Below are 15,851 nucleotides of genomic sequence, written 5' to 3'. Positions count from 1 at the left end.
CCCCGACCCGACCCGCCTGGCTTCCCGCGCCGAAACCGAGAAGACCACCCACACCCTGCCCTGACCCTCGCCCCTCCCCCGTTGATCTTGCAGTTTCGGCCCTCGGGGCGGGTGATTCGCCCCGTTCGCCGGGGCAGAAAGTGCAAGATCAACGGGCGGGTCGGCGGGCACGGCGGGATCAGCGAGGCGAGACGGGGCTGTCGGTGGTGGACCGGCGCTGGGCCAGGGCGGCGAACGCCGTCAGGGACTCGGGGTTGGCCAGGGCGCCCTTGGCCGCCGCGCTGTCCACCGGGGTACCCGTGAGGATCTTCTTGACCGGAACCTCCAGCTTCTTGGCGCTCAACGTTCTCGGCACGGCCCGGACCTGGTGGATCTCGTCCGGCACGTGCCGCGGCGACAGCGCGGTACGCAGCTCCCGGCAGATCTTCTTACGCATGTCGTCGTCCAGCTCCAGGCCCTCGGCGAGCACCACGAACAGCAGCAGCTCACCCGCGCCGCCCTCGTCGTCCTCCAGGTGCACGACCACCGAGTCGACCACCTCGTCCAGGCCCTCGACCACGGAGTAGAACTCGGCGGTGCCGAGCCGCACCCCGCCCCGGTTGAGCGTGGCGTCGGACCGGCCGGTGATCACGCACCCGCCGCGCTCGTTCACGGTGATCCAGTCGCCGTGCCGCCACACCCCGGGATAGACCTCGAAGTACGCCTCCCGGTAGCGCGCGCCGTCCCTGTCGTTCCAGAACCCGACCGGCATGCTCGGCATCGGCTCGGTGATCACCAGCTCGCCGAGCTGCCCGATCACCGCGCTGCCGTCGGCCGAGCGGGCCTCCACCTTCGCGCCCAGCGCCCGGCAGGCGATCTCCCCCGCGTACACAGGCAGCAGCGGCACGCCGCCGACGAACCCGGTGCACACATCAGTGCCGCCGGACAGCGACTGGAGCTGGAGGCGGTCGCTGACGTTCTCGTACACCCAGATGAAGCCCTCGGCCGGCAGCCGCGCGCCGGTCGAGCCGAGGCCGCGCACCGCGGACAGGTCGGCGACCTCGCGCGGCACCAGGCCGGCCTTGCGGCAGGCCAGCAGGAACGGCGCGGACGTGCCGAAGTACGTGGTGCCGGTGTCGGCGGCCAGCCGCCACAGCGCGCCCAGGTCGGGGTGGCCCGGGTTGCCGTCGAACAGCACGATCGCCGCGCCCACCGCCGGGCCGGAAACCAGGAAGTTCCACATCATCCAGCCGGTCGTGGTGAACCACAGGAACCGGTCGGACGGACCCAGGTCGTGGTGCAGCGCCAGCATCTTGAGGTGTTCCAGCAGGATGCCGCCGTGGCCGTCCACGAGCGGCCGGGGCAGGCCGGTGGTGCCGGAGGAGTAGAGCACGTAGAGCGGGTGGTCGAACGCCACCGGCGTGAACGTCAACGGCTCGTCGGTCGGCGCCGCCAGCTCCGCCCACGGCAGCGCGCCGTCGGGGGCCGGGCCGTCCGGATCGAGGTACGCGATGGCGACCGTGTGCCGCAGCGACGGCAGCGCGGCCCGGATCGCGGCCACCTCGGCGCGCCTGTCGACAGGCTTGTCGCCGTACCGGTAGCCGTCCACTGCCACCAGCACCGTCGGTTCGATCTGCTGCCAGCGGTCGGTGACGCTGCGGGTGCCGAACTCGGGCGCGCAGGAGGAGAAGATCGCGCCGAGGCTGGCGGTGGCCAGCAGCAGGACGTACGTCTCCGGGATGTTCGGCGCGTACGCGGCCACCCGGTCGCCCGCACCCACGCCGAGGCGGCGCAGCCCGGCCGCCACCCGGCGGACCCGCTCGCGCAGCTCGGCGGCGGTGAGCGTCTCCGGGGCGCGGGTCTGACCGTGCGCGATCACCGCCGGGTCGTCGTCGCCCAGCCCCGGCATGCGCAGCACGTTCTCGGCGTAGTTGAGCGTCGCGCCGGGGAACCAGCGGGCGCCGGGCATGGCCCGGTCGGTCAGCGTCGCCGTCGGCGGGGTGTGCGCGACCACGTCGAACCAGTCCCAGATCGAGCGCCAGAACGCCTCCAGGTCGGTCACCGACCACTGCCACAGCGCGTCGTAGTCGGCGAACTCCAGCCCGCGGTGCTCGGCCAGCCAGCGCAGGTAGTCACCGATCCGGGACCGCTCCCGCACGTCCGCCGGCGGCGTCCACAGCACGTCAGCCACTGATCCACCCTCCCTGAGGCCCTGCCACGACGGTGTGCCGGGGCCGTGGCGCCATCTTGCCCTACCTCGTGCCGCCATTGTCCGCGCCGGGCACGGCGCACGGGGCGTGGCCCGCCCACACCCCGCACCCCCACCCCATGTGGCCCGCGTGTAAGGAAGGGCCCCCTGTTAACGCCTCCGGTAGAGGAAGGGCCCCTTGTTAACACCTCGCCCTCCGCGGGTGTCCAGGCGCCGGTGGAGGCGGCGTGTGTCGGCGGGGGTGTTAATAGGGGTCCCCTCCTCTACCGGAGGCGTTAACAAGGGGCCCTTCCTTGCACCTCAGCCGGCGCGGTGGGCCTGGATCGCCCGGCGGCGGGCCAGCCGGTGCGCCCGCCGGATCTCGGCCTCCCGGAAGCGGCGCTCGTCCTCCGGCGTCTCCGGCAGCACCGGCCGGACCGGACGGGGCGTGCCACCCACGTCGACGCCCACGAAGACCAGGTACGCGGTGGCGACCCGGACCGGTTCCTCCTCGGCCGAGTCCCAGCGCTCGGCGACCACCTTCACGCCGACCTCCATCGAGGTGCTGCCGGTCCAGTTGATCTGGGCGTGCGCGTGCACGAGGTCGCCCACCCGGACCGGCTCGGAGAAGACGATCTCATCGATGGAGGCGGTCACCGCGGTGCCGCCACTGTGCCGGGCCGCCGCCGCGCCGGCAACGTCGTCCACGAATTTCATCAGTACCCCACCGTGCACGGTCCCGTACAGATTGACATCGACCGCGGTCATGATGCGACTGAGCGTGACGCGGGAGTACGAGGTCGGTTTACCCGGCGGGACCGCGGGATGATCTGTCATGCCGAAAACGGTACGGTGCGCGGATGCGACATCTCTGGAGCTTCCTCGCCGGGTTGGCGGTGGCGCCCGTCACCTGGGTGCTCGTCACGCTCGGTCAGGACGGATCTGAGCGGACCGTCGACCGCTGGGTGGAGATCGGGACGTACAGCACGCCGAACCTGATCGAGCCGGCCGTCTATCTGGGCGTCGCCGGCATCCTGCTCGGCCTGCTCGGCACGTTGCGCTTCTCGCCGCTCGGCCCGCTCGTGGCCGGCCTGCTGCTCGCGGTCCCGTACCTCGGGCTGTTCGTCGCGCCGTTCAGCGTGCGGGACCGGGTGCCCGGTGACCTGAAGCTGCTCGGTGACCCGCTGCCGCTGCGCGACCCGCTCGACAACGGCACGCTGTTCCTCATCGGCGTGCTGCTGCTGATGGCCGTGTTCAGCACGAGCCGCTGGCGGCGTCCCGCCACACCCGCGCCGGCCGAGGCGGAGCTGACCCCGGCCGCCGCGCCGGTGGAGCACAAGCCGACGCTCACCGACTGGCCTCCGGCGCCGGCGAAGGACCCGGACACGCCACCGCTCACGCTGGCGTACCCCGAGAGCCCGACCGAGCCGCTGCCCCGCCGTACCGGCGGCGAGTCGCCGTGGTCCGCCCCGCCGCGCGGCGCGGGCCGGCCGGAGGGCACCGAGAGCCGTTGAACGAGCGCGGGCGGGCCGGTGTGCACCGGCCCGCCCGCCCGAACGCCTCCGGTCAGCCCTTGAGCAGCTGACGGGCCATGACGATGCGCTGCACCTGGTTGGTGCCCTCGTAGATCTGGGTGATCTTGGCGTCCCGCATCATCCGCTCGACCGGGTAGTCGCGGGTGTAGCCGTAGCCGCCGAGCAGCTGGACCGCGTCGGTGGTGATCTCCATGGCGGCGTCCGAGGCGAAGCACTTCGCGGCCGCGCCGAAGTAGGTCAGATCCGCGTCGCCGCGCTCGGACCGGCCGGCGGCGGCGTACGTGAGCTGCCGGGCCGCCTCCAGCTTCATGCCCATGTCGGCGAGCATGAACTGGATGCCCTGGAAGTCGGCGACCGGCTTGCCGAACTGCTTGCGCTCCTGGACGTAGCCCTTGGCGTAGTCCAGCGCGCCCTGGGCGATGCCGACGGCCTGCGCGGCGATGGTGACCCGGGTGTGGTCCAGCGTCTTCATCGCGGTGGCGAAGCCGGTGCCCTCGGCGCCGATCATGCGGTCGGCCGGGATCCGTACGTTGTCGAAGTAGACCTCGCGGGTCGGCGAGCCCTTGATGCCGAGCTTCTTCTCCGGGGCGCCGAAGCTGACGCCCGGGTCGGACTTCTCCACGACGAAGGCGGAGATGCCCTTCGACCGGGCTGTGGGATCGGTCACGGCGAAGACGGTGTAGTACTCGGAGACGCCCGCGTTGGTGATCCACCGCTTCACGCCGTTGAGCACCCAATGGTCGCCGTCGCGTACCGCCTTGGTGGTCATCGCGGCGGCGTCGGAGCCCGCCTCCGGCTCGGAGAGGCAGTAGGAGAACATGCCCTCCCCGGCCGCTACCGGAGTCAGGTACTTGCGCTTCAGCTCCTCGGAGCCGGCCAGCAGCAGCGGCATGGTGCCCAGCTTGTTCACCGCCGGGATCAGCGAGGACGAGGCGCAGGCCCGCGCCACCTCCTCGATCACGATGGCCGTGGCCAGCGCGTCCGCGCCGGCGCCGCCGTACTCGACCGGGATGTGCGGGGCGTGGAAGTCGGCGGACCGCAGCGCCTCGTAGGACGCCTTCGGGAACTCACCTGTCTCATCGGCCTCAGCGGCATGCGGTGCCACCTTGGCCGCACAGACCTCACGGACCGCCTCCCGGATCGCCTCGTGCTCCTCCGGCAACCGGTAGACGTCGAACGACTGCTCTGCGGCCATGTCGGCCCTCCCCTTTCACCGCTATCATGCGCAGTCTGTACCGCCCGGGGGCCGAAGACTGCCGCAAACTGAAGGATAGCCACCGGCCCCTGCCGGACCTTACCGGCGGGTAGGCTCGCGCCCGAGCGTCGCCCGCCCGGCCCCACTACCCTCACAGCAGAAATTCAGTTCCCTCGGTGCCCGGCCCAGGCGCCCCCAGCAGAATGCGACGCATGGAAGCGCCGCCAGTGCGAGCGGAGAAGACAGGCGTGACGATTCCGTACCCGAACACCCAGCCGATGCCCGCCATCGCCGCGGTGACCCCGCCGTCCGGCGCCCCCCGCCCCCGGGTGACGTTCCTCGGCACCGGCTACCTCGGTGCGACCTACGCCATCTGCTACGCCGAACTGGGCTACGAGGTGCTCGGCTTCGACGTCGACGCGGACAAGATCGCCAAGCTGAACGCCGGTGAGGTGCCGATCCACGAGCCCGGCCTCGACGAGCTGCTGCGGCGCAACCTGGCCGCGGGCCGGCTGCGATTCAGCACGGACATCAACGAGACCGCCGACTTCGGCGACGTCCACTTCATCTGCGTCGGCACCCCGCAGCGGGCCGACGGCATGGGCGCCGACCTGTCGTACGTCGAGGCGTCCGTGACCAGCCTGGCCCAGCACCTGACCCGTAAGGCGCTGATCGTCGGCAAGTCCACCGTGCCGGTGGGCACCGCCGAGTGGGTGGAGCAGCTCGTCGGCAAGCACAGCCCGGCCGACCTCGGCGTCGAGGTGGCGTGGAGCCCCGAGTTCCTCCAGGAGGGCTTCGCCGTCGACGACGTGCTGCGTCCGAACCGGATCGTGGTCGGCGTCAAGAGCGAGTGGGCAAACGGCATGCTCTACGCCGCGCACAAGGGCGTCTTCGACCTCGCCGCCACCGAGGACCGCGAGGTACCGCTCGTGGTCACCGACTTCGCCACCGCCGAGCTGGTCAAGGTCGCCGCGAACGCGTTCCTCGCCACCAAGATCTCCTTCATCAACGCGATGGCGGAGGTCTGCGAGGCCGCCGGCGGCGACGTCACCCAGCTGGCCCGCTCGATCGGCTACGACCCGCGCATCGGCAACCGCTTCCTCCAGGCCGGACTCGGCTTCGGCGGCGCCTGCCTGCCCAAGGACATCCGCGCCTTCCAGGCCCGCGCGCAGGAGCTGGGCGCCGGTGAGGCGCTGCGCTTCCTGCACGAGGTCGACCTGATCAACCTGCGCCGGCGCAGCCGCGTCGTGCAGCTCGCCGCCGAGTTGCTCGGCCGCCGCTCCGGCCCGGCCGGGCCGGACCTGTCCGGCACCCGCGTCGCGGTGCTCGGCGCCACGTTCAAGCCCAACACCGACGACGTACGCGACGCGCCGGCGCTCGCGGTCGCCGCGCTGCTCGGCAAGGCCGGCGCCGACGTGCACGTGTTCGACCCGCAGGGGATCGAGAACGCGCGCCGCGCGGTGCCCGAGCTGACGTACGAGGAGACCATGAACGACGCCGTCCGCGGCGCCGACCTGGTCTGCGTACTCACCGAGTGGGCCGAGTTCCGCAACGCCGACCCGGTGGCCCTGGGCGAGCTGGCCAACGGCCGCAAAGTGGTCGACGGGCGCAACTGCCTCGACTCCACACTGTGGACGCAGGCCGGCTGGGAGTACCGCGGTATGGGCCGCCCCTGATCCGCTGACCGCGCGGACCGGCCGCCGGGGAACGTCTCCCAGCGGCCGGTCCGCTTTTTGTTGTCCGGAACGCGGCGGCAACTGTCGAAATCCCGGCCCACTCAAGGCATGCTGCCTCTGGGAGGTCCACAGTGCGAGGGCACGGGCGGACGGGAGACTGTCGTGGAGAGCTTCAGGTGCGCCTCGTGCGGGCAGGACATCAAGCCCGCCGTCGTCTGCCCGCACTGCGGCGCGCACCAGCCGCAGTGGGCCGAGCACCTGGCCGACATCGAGCGCTCGATCGCCGAGATGAAGGCCCGCGACGCCGAGATCGCCCGGGAACAGCGGCAGATCGCCGCCAAGATGCAGGCCGCCCTCTTCCAGCGGGACATCCTGGCGCACGCCGGTGAGGAACGGGTCCGGCAGGCCACCCGGCCGCGCCGGGTCCTGCGCCGCCGGCCCGGCCGCCGCCCGCCCACCGCCGCCACCGGCGCGCCGCCCCGGGTGCCCCGCCAGGGCACCTCGCCGCCCGGGCCGCCGGAGGACCTGCCCCCGTCGCCGCCGCGCGGTCGCCCCCGCTGGCTCGATGCGGACGACCCGGAGCACCCGCCCGAGGCGTCCTCGCGCGAGGTGCAGAACATCCCGCTGGGGCTGGGCGCGCTCCTGCTCGGCGTCGCCGCGGTGGTCTTCGCGGCGGTGGCCACCAGCTCGATGGACGCGCTGGCGCGTCTCGGCGTACTGCTGGTGGCGACGGCGCTGATGCTCGTCGCCCCGCCGGTCCTGGCCCGGCGCGGGCTGACCTCCACCGCCGAGACCGTCGCCGCGGTCGGGTTGCTGCTGGTGCCGCTGGCCGGGTACGCGCTCTGGGCCGTGGACCGGATCGGCGGCGACGGATCAGGTGCCGCGTTCGCCGGGACGATCTTCCTGGTCACCACGCTCGTCGCCCTGGGGTACGCGTACGGGACGGGTCTGCGCGCGCCACGCTTCGCCACAGTGCTGGCCGCCCAGCCGGTGCTGCCGCTGCTGGCGTACGAGCGGATCACCGGGCCGGTCGGCTGGGCGCTGGTGCTCACCGCGGTGGCCGTGCTCGACCTCGCGCTCGTCCGTTCCGCTGTGGTACGTGAGCGGCCGGTCCGGCGTGACCTGCCCGCCACCGCGCCGACCCCGCCCGTCCCGCCCCGGCAACGCGCCGACGAGGACCGGCCCGAGTCGGCGCCGGAGGAGGCCGGCGAGGTGCTCGGCGGGGACGCTCCCCCGGAGCCGGCCGCCACCGCCCGGCCGGTGCCGTGGCTGCCCGAGCTGACCTGGCTACTGCACGGCGTGGCGGTCGCTGTCGCGCTGGCGTACGCGGTCACCGGCCTGCTGCGCGCCGCCACCGTCCCGCCGGCCGCCGCATCGGGCGCGGTGCTGCTGCTCGCCGCCCTGGTCGCGCTGGCCGGCACGCTCGTGCTGCGCCGGCCGCCGCTGCCCGATGTCGGCGCCGGCATCCTCACGCTCGCGGTGATCGGCGCGCTCGGCCGGGTCGCCTCGGTGGCCCTGCCGGGCCGGTCCCTGCTGCTGATCTCCGCCGTCATCGCGCTGACCGGGCTCGCCGTCCGGGCCGTACCGGAGGCGGCCCGGCGGGGTCCGCAGCTCGCGTCGTCGGTGGCGCTCACGGTCAGCGGCCTGGTGGTCGCCGGTGGCGCGCTGCGCGCCGGGCTGGCGCCGCTCCGGGCCGCGCTGCCGGCCTGGTCGGCGGACCTGAGCGGATGGCACGCCGAGCTGGCCCGGGCGGTCGGCCCGACCGGCTGGCAGCTCGCCGCCAGCGCGCTGCTGCTCACCGTCGCCGCCGTGATCGCGCTGCCGCCCGAGATCCGGCGTGAGTTCGCGGTGGTCGGCGCGGCGCTCACCGCACTCGCCGTACCCGCGTCGCTCGGCCTGGGGTGGGCGGCGGCCTGCTGGCCGATGCTGCTGACCGCGGTCGTCGTCGGTGTGCTCGGGCTGAGCGCCGGCACCGAACGCGCGGCGGTGACACACGCGGTCACCGCGGCCGGGCTGGGCCTGATCGGCGCCGGCGCCGCGCTCGCCCGGCCGGCGCTGACCGCCGCGGCGCTGACGCTGCTCTTCCTGGCCGGCGCGCTGGTCTCCCTCGCCCCTCGGGTCCGGCTCGCCGCCGCCGCGACCGACACCGTCTGCGCCTGGGCGGCCGGCGGCGCGGCGTTCGCACTGCCGGGCGCCGTCGCCGCGTTCGTCGCCGCCACCGCGGCGACCCCGCCGATCGCCACTCCGGCGAACCTGCGCGAGATCACCGTTCCGATCCTCGCGGCGAGCTTCCTCGCCGTCTGCGTCACGCTCGGCTACGCCGCCCTGGTGCAGGTGGCGCAGCGGCACCTGAGCATTCCGCACGCGCTGGGCACCGTGCTCGGCACGGTGGCCGTCGCCGCCGCCGCGTTCGGCGCGCCGGGCGCGACCTCGGCGGACGCCTGGGTGGGCAGTCTGCTCCTGGTCGCCGCCGCGCTGCTGGCGCTCGCGCCGCGCATCGACGCGGGGCGCCGCGCCGACATGTCCCTGGACGGGTCCGACCTGGCCCTGGCCGCCACCACCGTGGCGCTCGTCGCCACACTGGCCCGGATCGCCGCGGTGCTCGCCCCCGGCGGTCAGCTCGTGGTGGCCTCCGCGCTGGTGCTGCTGGTCGCGGTGGCGGCCCGGGCGCTGCCGGAGGAGTGGCGGCGCGGACCGATCCTCGGCATCGCCGCCGGTGGCCTGCTCCTCGGCCTGATCGCCGCCTGGAGCGCGCTGCGCGGCGGGCTCGGCGTGCTGGCCACCCCCGGCCCGATCTGGGCCGGGGACCTGAGCGGGTGGCCGGCCGCGCCGACGGGCGGGTCGACCTGGCAGGCACCGGTCGCGCTGGTGCTGCTCGCGGTGACCGCCGCCGTCCTGCTGCCCGCGCCGTGGAAGTACGACGTTTCTGGCCTGGCCGTCGTGCTCGCCACGGTGGGCGCGCCGGCCGCGTTCGAGTTGCCCTGGTGGTCCCCGGTGGTGGTGGGCGCAATGGTGGCCACTGTCTACGGCATGGCGGCCGTGGCCGCTGTCGATCCCCGGGCCTCGCTGTCCCGGGCCACGGTGGCCGGTGTGGTCGCGCTGCACGCGGCCGGGGCGGGACTGGTCCGCCCGGGGACCACGGCGCTGGCGCTCGGCAGCATCGCGCTGATCGGGGCGACGGTGGCCGCCCTGGCCCGTACGCTCGCGCCGTCGCTCGTAAACGACGTACGCGCCGAGGGCATGCCGCCGCACCTGGTGCAGGTGGGCGGCGCAGGCGCGGGCGCCGCGGTGGTCGCCCTGCCCGGCGCGGTGGCCGCCCTGGCCGCCGCGTTCGGCCACCCGCCCCAGGTGGTGCTGACCGCCGCGCTGGCCGCCACCAGCATCGGTCTGGCCGCGATCGCGGCCGCGCGCCGGTACGTGCCGCAGTACCTCCCGTTCGCCAGCGTGGCGGTGGTCGGCGCGGCCACCGTCACCGCTGCCGCCGCGCTCGCGGTCGGCCTGCCGGCGGGCGTGTTCGCTGCCGCCGCCGCGCTGCTCGGCGTGCTCGCCGAACTGGTACGGGCCGCCACGGTCCCGCCCGCCGGCTCGGCCCGGCCGGTACGCCGCTGGACCGTCCTGCTGAACGGGGCGATGCGACGTGACCCGGACGATCCGGTGCTGCGCTGGCGGGTCAGCCCGGCCGCCGGCGCGCTCGCCGCCGCGGCGTTGCCCACCGCGCTGGCGCTGGCCACACTGGCACCCGCGCTTGTGGTGGCGTTGTTCTCGCCGTTCGCGGTGCTGAGCCGGGTGTGGCAGGGGCCGCCACCGGAGCTGCTGACCCCGCCGGCGAACGCGGTGAATCCCACCCACGTGCTCACCGCGCTGCTGCTCACAGTGACCGCGGCGCTCGCCGCCACCGGGTTCAGCGGGGGCCGGCGGTCCCGTGCGGTGCCGGTGATCCTGCCCGGGGCGGCGGTCACGCTGCTGATCACGCCGGTGGCGCTCGGCCGAGGCTGGCCGGTGACCGCGCTGGCCGCGCTGGCGGTGTTCACCATCTCGATGCTCGGCCTGGCGCTGACCCCACCGCCGGCGCTGGCCGAGCCGGGCCGGTCGATCCGGGTGGCCCGGGTGCTGGTCTTCGCCCTCGGGCTGGCCGCCGGTGGCGCCGGGCTGGCCGGCAGCCTCGCCACCAGCGACCTGACCGTGTTCACGCTCGGCGGCGCGGTGGGCGTGGGCGCCGTCGCCGCGCTGTTCGGCACCACCCAGCGCGCCCGCATCCTGGGCTGGCTGTTCGGCTCGCTGATGGCGCAACTCTTCGTGCTCACCGTCGGCCTGAAGTCCGGGCTCGCCGCGGTCTGGTCCGCCTTCGGGGTACTCGCTGTCGGCGCGGCGTTGCAGGTCTTCGCCGCCACACTGCCCCGGCTGCGCCGCCCCGAGGCGTACCGGGAGGCGGCCACCGTCGAGTGGAGCGGCTTCGGGGCGGCGCTCATCGCGCTGGCCCTGGCGTACGACTCGCCCCGGCACATCGCCGCGCTGCTGGCCGCGTGGGGCGCGGTCCTCGGGGTGGCGGCCACCCGTCCGGGGCGGCGGCCGATGGAGCGCAACCTGCTGTTCTGGGCGGTAGTGGCCTGCGAGATCAGCGCCTGGTGGATCCTGATGCGGGTGGCCGACGTGGCGCTGCCGGAGGCGTACACGCTGCCGTTCGCGGCGCTCGCCCTGCTGGTCGGGGTGCTGCAACTGCGCCACCGGCCCGACCTGTCGAGCTGGGTGGCGTACGGCCCGGCGCTCGTCACCGCTTTCCTGCCCACGCTTGCGATCGTGATCGCCACCGACTCCAGCATGCTGCGCCAGGTGCTGCTGCTACTCGGCGCCGTCGCGGTGCTCATCTTCGGCTCGACCAGCCGGCAGCAGGCCCCGGTGATCGTGGGCGCCGCGGTGACCGCGATCGCGGCCGTGCACGCGCTGTTCAGCCTCGGCCCGTGGCTGGTGCTGATCCCGGTCGGCATCGTGCTGCTGGCGCTGGGCGCGAGCAACGAGCGTCGCCGCCGCGCCCAGGAGCGCCTGCAGACCGCGCTGCGCGGCATGCGGTGAGCCGATCGGGCCTGGCGGTGCCGGGCCCGCCCGACTCACGCCCGACGCCGGGCCGCGTGCCCGCCGGTCCGCGGCACCTCACCCGGCCGGTCCGCGGCACTCTGCCGGCCGGTCCGCAGCGCCCTGCCCGGCCGGCTCGCGGCGTCTCCCCGGCCGTTCAGTCCGGTCACATTCCGTGTCGAAGTGCCGGGGCGGGCGGGGCACCTCTCTGCCGACTTTGCTCTGCAGCCACGGAGGCAACGGTCACCCACCGTGACGAGTGCCGGTGCGGAGCCAATTTCGAGGAAACGCAGAACCGCAGGTCAAGGCCGCGCTGCGTCGATGGCTGCAGAGCAAAGTCGGCGGAGGGCACAAACAGCCGCCCGCCCAGCCGGTCACGCTCAGCAACCAGCCGAGTTAAGCACGAAGAGTGACGAACGGTCAGGTGAGGGAGGCGCGCAGCGCGGCTTCCTTCTCGGCGACCAGATCCTCCAGGCTCGCCTGGTAGGCGGCCATCCTGTCGCGCAGCACCGGGTCGGCGGCGCCCAGGATGCGTACCGCCAGCAGGCCGGCGTTGCGGGCGTTCCCGATCGAGACGGTGGCGACCGGCACACCGGCCGGCATCTGCACGATGGACAGCAGCGAGTCCATCCCGTCCAGGTACTTCAGCGGCACCGGGACACCGATCACCGGCAGCGGGGTGACCGAGGCGACCATGCCGGGCAGGTGGGCCGCCCCGCCCGCGCCCGCGATGATCACCTGAACGCCCCGGCCGGCGGCGGCCCGGCCGTACTCGATCATCTTGCCCGGGGTGCGGTGCGCCGAGACCACACCCACCTCGTACGGCACGCCGAACTCGTCCAGCGCCTCGGCGGCGGCCCGCATGACCGGCCAGTCCGAGTCACTGCCCATGATCAGCCCGACGGTGCTCATCAGTGCCCCTCCTGGAGCCAGCGGGCGGCACGCGCGGCCCGGGCCCGTACGTCCTCAAGGTCGTTGCCGAGCACCGTGACGTGCCCGATCTTGCGGCCGGGGCGGACCTGCTTGCCGTACAGGTGGACCTTGGCCCCGGGCTCGGCCGCGAACAGGTGGTGCAGCCGCTCGTCGATGGAGATGCCGCCCGGCTCGCCGCCGAGCACGTTCGCCATCACCACGACCGGCGCGGTCAGCGAGGTGTCCCCCATCGGGTAGTCGAGGACCGCCCGCAGGTGCTGCTCGAACTGCGAGGTCCGGGCCCCCTCGATGGTCCAGTGCCCGGAGTTGTGCGGCCGCATGGCCAGCTCGTTGACGACCAGCCCGGACGGCGTGTCGAACAGCTCCACCGCGAGCAGGCCGACCACACCGAGCGCGGTCGCGAGGTCGATGGCGAGCTGCTGCGCGGCGACGGCCTGCTCCTCCGGCAGGTCGGGCGCGGGCGCCAGCACCTCGACGCAGATGCCGTCGCGCTGCACCGTCTCCACCACGGGGTACGCGGCGACCTGCCCGAACGGCGACCGGGCCACCTGCACGGCCAGTTCCCGGCGCAGCTTCACCCGTTCCTCGACCAGTAGCGGCGTGCCACCGGCGAGCAGCGTGGCGCCCAGCGCGCCGGCCTGGCCCGCGTCGTCGACCATCCAGACGCCCCGCCCGTCGTAGCCACCCCGGGCGGCCTTGAGCACCACCGGCCAGCCGGTCTCCTCGCCGAAGGCGATCAGGTCGGCCGGGGACTCCACCGGACGCCAGGCCGGGTTCGGCGCGCCCAGCTCACCGAGCCGTTCCCGCATCACCCGCTTGTCCTGCGCGTGCACCAGCGCCTCGGCCGGCGGGAACAGCTTCACGCCCTCGTCGGTCAACGCGCGGATGTGCTCGTTGGGCACGTGCTCGTGGTCGAAGGTGACCACGTCGCAGCCCTTGGCGAACGTACGCAGCGCGGCCAGGTCGGTGTGGTCGCCGTACTGGACGTCGGCGGCGACCAGCGCGGCGCCGTCGTCCGGGGCGAGCGCCAGCACGCGCAGCGACTGGCCGAGGGCGATGGCGGCCTGGTGGGTCATCCGGGCGAGCTGGCCGCCACCCACCATGCCCACGACGGGGAGACCGGTACGGGAGTCCATAGCGCCGCCAGCCTATAAGGGCCGGCGCCGGGCCGGACCGCGAGGGCGGCCCGGCCCGCTCCGCTCAGCCGAGCTGCGCGACCAGCTCCTCGACGCCGGTCACCGGCCGCTGGCAGACGAAGCCCCGGCAGACGTACGCGGCAGGCCGCCCGTCGACGAACGGCCGTCCAGCCAGCAGCGGCACGCCGGGCTGGTCCGGGGCGCCGGCCACCACCACCGCGCCGGGCGGGGCGTGGCGCCGGGCAGCGGCCACCAGCGGGTCGCCCTCCGGGTCGCCGGTCGCCACCGCGATCTCGTACGGCCCGGACAGCAGCGCCTCGCCGACAGTGGCGGCATAGCCGGTGAACCGGGCGTGCCGGTCGACGATCGGCGCGACAGTCGACAGCGTCTGCTCGGCCGCCTCCCGGTAGCGGGTCTCCCCGGTCAGCGCCGCGTACGCCACGAGCGCCGCGACGATCGCCGAGCGGCCCGACGGGGTCGCGTTGTCAGTCGGGTCGGCGGGCCGGGCGACCAGGCGCTCGGCGTCGTCGGCGGTGTCGTAGAAGGCGCCGTCCGGGCCGGCGAACCGGGCCAGCGCCACGTCGAGCAGCTCACCGGCCAGGCTCAGCCACCGCCCCTCGCCGGTGAGCTGGTGCATCGCGCAGAACGCCTCGGCGACGCAGCCGTAGTCCTCCAGCACCCCGGCCGGCTCGCCCACGACCTTGTCCCGGGAGACCCGGCGCAGCCGCCCGTCCACCACGTGCACGGTGGCCAGGTGCTCGGCGGCGTCCCGCATCGCGCCGTCGGAGACGATCAGCACGCCGTCCATCAGGTTCGCGTCCTCGTCGTCCGGGGACACGAGCAGCGCGGCGACCTGCTGGAACTCGGCGATGGCGGTGATCGCGAGCCCGTTCCAGGCGGCCACCACCTTGTCGTCGCGGGCCGGCTGCGGGCGGGTGTCGCGGGCGGCGAGCAGCCGGCCCACCACGTCCTGCCAGCGGGCCCGCACCGCCGGGTCGGCGTCGTCGACGTCCCGGGCCAGCCGCAGCACGCTGCTGCCGTGCTCGAACGTGCCCTCGGCGGTGACCTCGAACAGGTCGGCGGCGAACCGGCCGTCGTCGGCCCCCAGCACCTCGACGAGCTGGTCGGGCGTCCAGACGTAGGTGAGCCCCTCGACGCCGTCGGTGTCCGCGTCCAGCGCCGAGGCGAAGCCTTCACCGGCCCGGTGCAGCTCGTCGGCGAGGAACCGGGCGGTGTCCCGGGCCACCCGGCGGGCCAGCCCGTCGCCGGTGAGCCGCCAGAGCTGGGTGTAGACGCGCAGCAGCAGCGCGTTGTCGTAGAGCATCTTCTCGAAGTGCGGCACCGTCCAGTGGCCGTCCACCGAGTAGCGGGCGAACCCACCGGCGAGCTGGTCGTTGAGGCCGCCACGGGCCATCGCCTCGCAGGTGTGCCGGACGATCTCCAGGCTGCGCGCCGAGCCGGTGCGCTGGTGGTGCCGGAGCAGGAAGAGCAGGTTCATGTGCGGCGGGAACTTCGGCGCGCCGCCGAAACCGCCGTTCGTCTCGTCGTACTCCCGGGCGAGCTGGCTCGCGGCGGCGTCGAGCAGGTCGGCGGTGAGCGGCGCGGTCACGCCGCCGACCGCCTGCGCGCCGCCGATCGCCTCGACCACGGCGGCGCCCTGGCGCAGCACCGCCTCGCGCTGGTCGCGCCAGGCGGTGGCGACCGAGCCGAGCAGGCGGATGAAGTTGGCGCGCGGGAAGTACGTGCCGCAGAAGAACGGGGTGCCGTCCGGCGTCGCGAAGACGGTCATCGGCCAGCCGCCCTGCCCGGTCATCGCCTGGGTGGCGGTCATGTAGACCGCGTCAACGTCGGGGCGCTCCTCGCGGTCGACCTTCACGCAGACGAAGTCGTCGTTCATCAGCCGGGCCACTGCCTCGTTCTCGAACGACTCGTGAGCCATGACATGACACCAGTGGCAGGCCGCGTAACCGACCGAGATCAGCACCGGCACGTCGCGCCGCTTCGCCTCGGCGAACGCCTCCTCGCACCACGGCCACCAGTCGACCGGGTTGTCGGCGTGCTGGAGCAGATAGGGCGAGGTGGCCTTGGCGAGTCGGTTCACCACCCGACCCTATCCACCATCGCCTTCCGACGCCGCCG

Annotated in this window: 9 protein-coding genes; 3 read left to right on the top strand and 6 right to left on the bottom strand. The window is 74.2% G+C overall.

Annotated features, from left to right (window positions below):
- Positions 1 to 178: 178 nt before the first annotated feature.
- Both BAW75_RS17745 and BAW75_RS17740 read right to left on the bottom strand, forming a co-directional pair.
- On the bottom strand, positions 179 to 2,170 hold the full coding sequence (locus BAW75_RS17745; protein ID WP_104114283.1) for an acetoacetate--CoA ligase: 1,992 nt from the start codon (positions 2,168 to 2,170) through the stop codon (positions 179 to 181).
- A 318-nt stretch (positions 2,171 to 2,488) separates the two neighbouring features.
- Positions 2,489 to 3,004, bottom strand: coding sequence for an acyl-CoA thioesterase (locus BAW75_RS17740; protein WP_030501344.1), 516 nt, complete (start codon positions 3,002 to 3,004; stop codon positions 2,489 to 2,491).
- 23 nt (positions 3,005 to 3,027) lie between these two features.
- On the opposite strand from BAW75_RS17740, the gene BAW75_RS17735 reads away from it, so the two are divergent.
- Positions 3,028 to 3,681, top strand: coding sequence for a hypothetical protein (locus tag BAW75_RS17735; protein WP_064447700.1), 654 nt, complete (start codon positions 3,028 to 3,030; stop codon positions 3,679 to 3,681).
- Positions 3,682 to 3,733: 52 nt separating this feature from the next.
- Here BAW75_RS17735 and BAW75_RS17730 read toward each other — a convergent pair whose 3' ends face one another.
- Complete coding sequence (locus tag BAW75_RS17730; RefSeq protein WP_043326488.1) at positions 3,734 to 4,897, bottom strand: acyl-CoA dehydrogenase family protein; 1,164 nt, start codon at positions 4,895 to 4,897, stop codon at positions 3,734 to 3,736.
- A gap of 248 nt (positions 4,898 to 5,145) precedes the next feature.
- Between BAW75_RS17730 and BAW75_RS17725 the strand changes: the two genes are divergently transcribed.
- Both BAW75_RS17725 and BAW75_RS17720 read left to right on the top strand, forming a co-directional pair.
- Positions 5,146 to 6,573: a UDP-glucose dehydrogenase family protein gene (locus BAW75_RS17725; RefSeq protein ID WP_043326489.1), complete on the top strand. Its 1,428-nt coding sequence runs from the start codon at positions 5,146 to 5,148 to the stop codon at positions 6,571 to 6,573.
- Positions 6,574 to 6,735: 162 nt separating this feature from the next.
- Positions 6,736 to 11,643, top strand: a complete 4,908-nt coding sequence (locus BAW75_RS17720) for an SCO7613 C-terminal domain-containing membrane protein (protein WP_104114282.1) — start codon at positions 6,736 to 6,738, stop codon at positions 11,641 to 11,643.
- A 420-nt stretch (positions 11,644 to 12,063) separates the two neighbouring features.
- Here BAW75_RS17720 and purE read toward each other — a convergent pair whose 3' ends face one another.
- The 3 genes from purE to BAW75_RS17705 all read right to left on the bottom strand — a co-directional run bounded on the left by purE (position 12,064) and on the right by BAW75_RS17705 (position 15,813).
- Positions 12,064 to 12,555 carry a 5-(carboxyamino)imidazole ribonucleotide mutase gene (gene purE / locus BAW75_RS17715; protein ID WP_104114281.1) on the bottom strand — a complete coding sequence of 164 codons (492 nt, stop codon included), beginning with the start codon at positions 12,553 to 12,555 and terminating at the stop codon, positions 12,064 to 12,066.
- Positions 12,555 to 13,712 (bottom strand): 5-(carboxyamino)imidazole ribonucleotide synthase, encoded by a 1,158-nt coding sequence (locus tag BAW75_RS17710; RefSeq protein WP_104114280.1) that lies wholly within the window; start codon positions 13,710 to 13,712, stop codon positions 12,555 to 12,557. The genes purE and BAW75_RS17710 overlap by 1 nt, the downstream gene beginning before the upstream one ends.
- Positions 13,713 to 13,776: 64 nt before the next feature.
- Positions 13,777 to 15,813 (bottom strand): thioredoxin domain-containing protein, encoded by a 2,037-nt coding sequence (locus BAW75_RS17705; RefSeq protein ID WP_104114285.1) that lies wholly within the window; start codon positions 15,811 to 15,813, stop codon positions 13,777 to 13,779.
- Between the last annotated feature and the right edge of the window lie 38 nt (positions 15,814 to 15,851).

The organism is Micromonospora chalcea, assembly GCF_002926165.1.
GTDB classification, from domain to species: domain Bacteria; phylum Actinomycetota; class Actinomycetes; order Mycobacteriales; family Micromonosporaceae; genus Micromonospora; species Micromonospora chalcea.
Note: the sequence above shows the minus strand (reverse complement) of the source record. Positions and strands in the feature narration are given on the sequence as shown.

What these genes read in the sequence shown, in the direction of transcription:
- purE (WP_104114281.1), bottom strand. Translation starts at nt 12,555, where the DNA reads ATGAGCACCGTCGGGCTGATCATGGGCAGTGACTCGGACTGGCCGGTC.
- BAW75_RS17740 (WP_030501344.1), bottom strand. Translation starts at nt 3,004, where the DNA reads ATGACAGATCATCCCGCGGTCCCGCCGGGTAAACCGACCTCGTACTCC.
- BAW75_RS17735 (WP_064447700.1), top strand. Translation starts at nt 3,028, where the DNA reads ATGCGACATCTCTGGAGCTTCCTCGCCGGGTTGGCGGTGGCGCCCGTC.
- BAW75_RS17730 (WP_043326488.1), bottom strand. Translation starts at nt 4,897, where the DNA reads ATGGCCGCAGAGCAGTCGTTCGACGTCTACCGGTTGCCGGAGGAGCAC.
- BAW75_RS17710 (WP_104114280.1), bottom strand. Translation starts at nt 13,712, where the DNA reads ATGGACTCCCGTACCGGTCTCCCCGTCGTGGGCATGGTGGGTGGCGGC.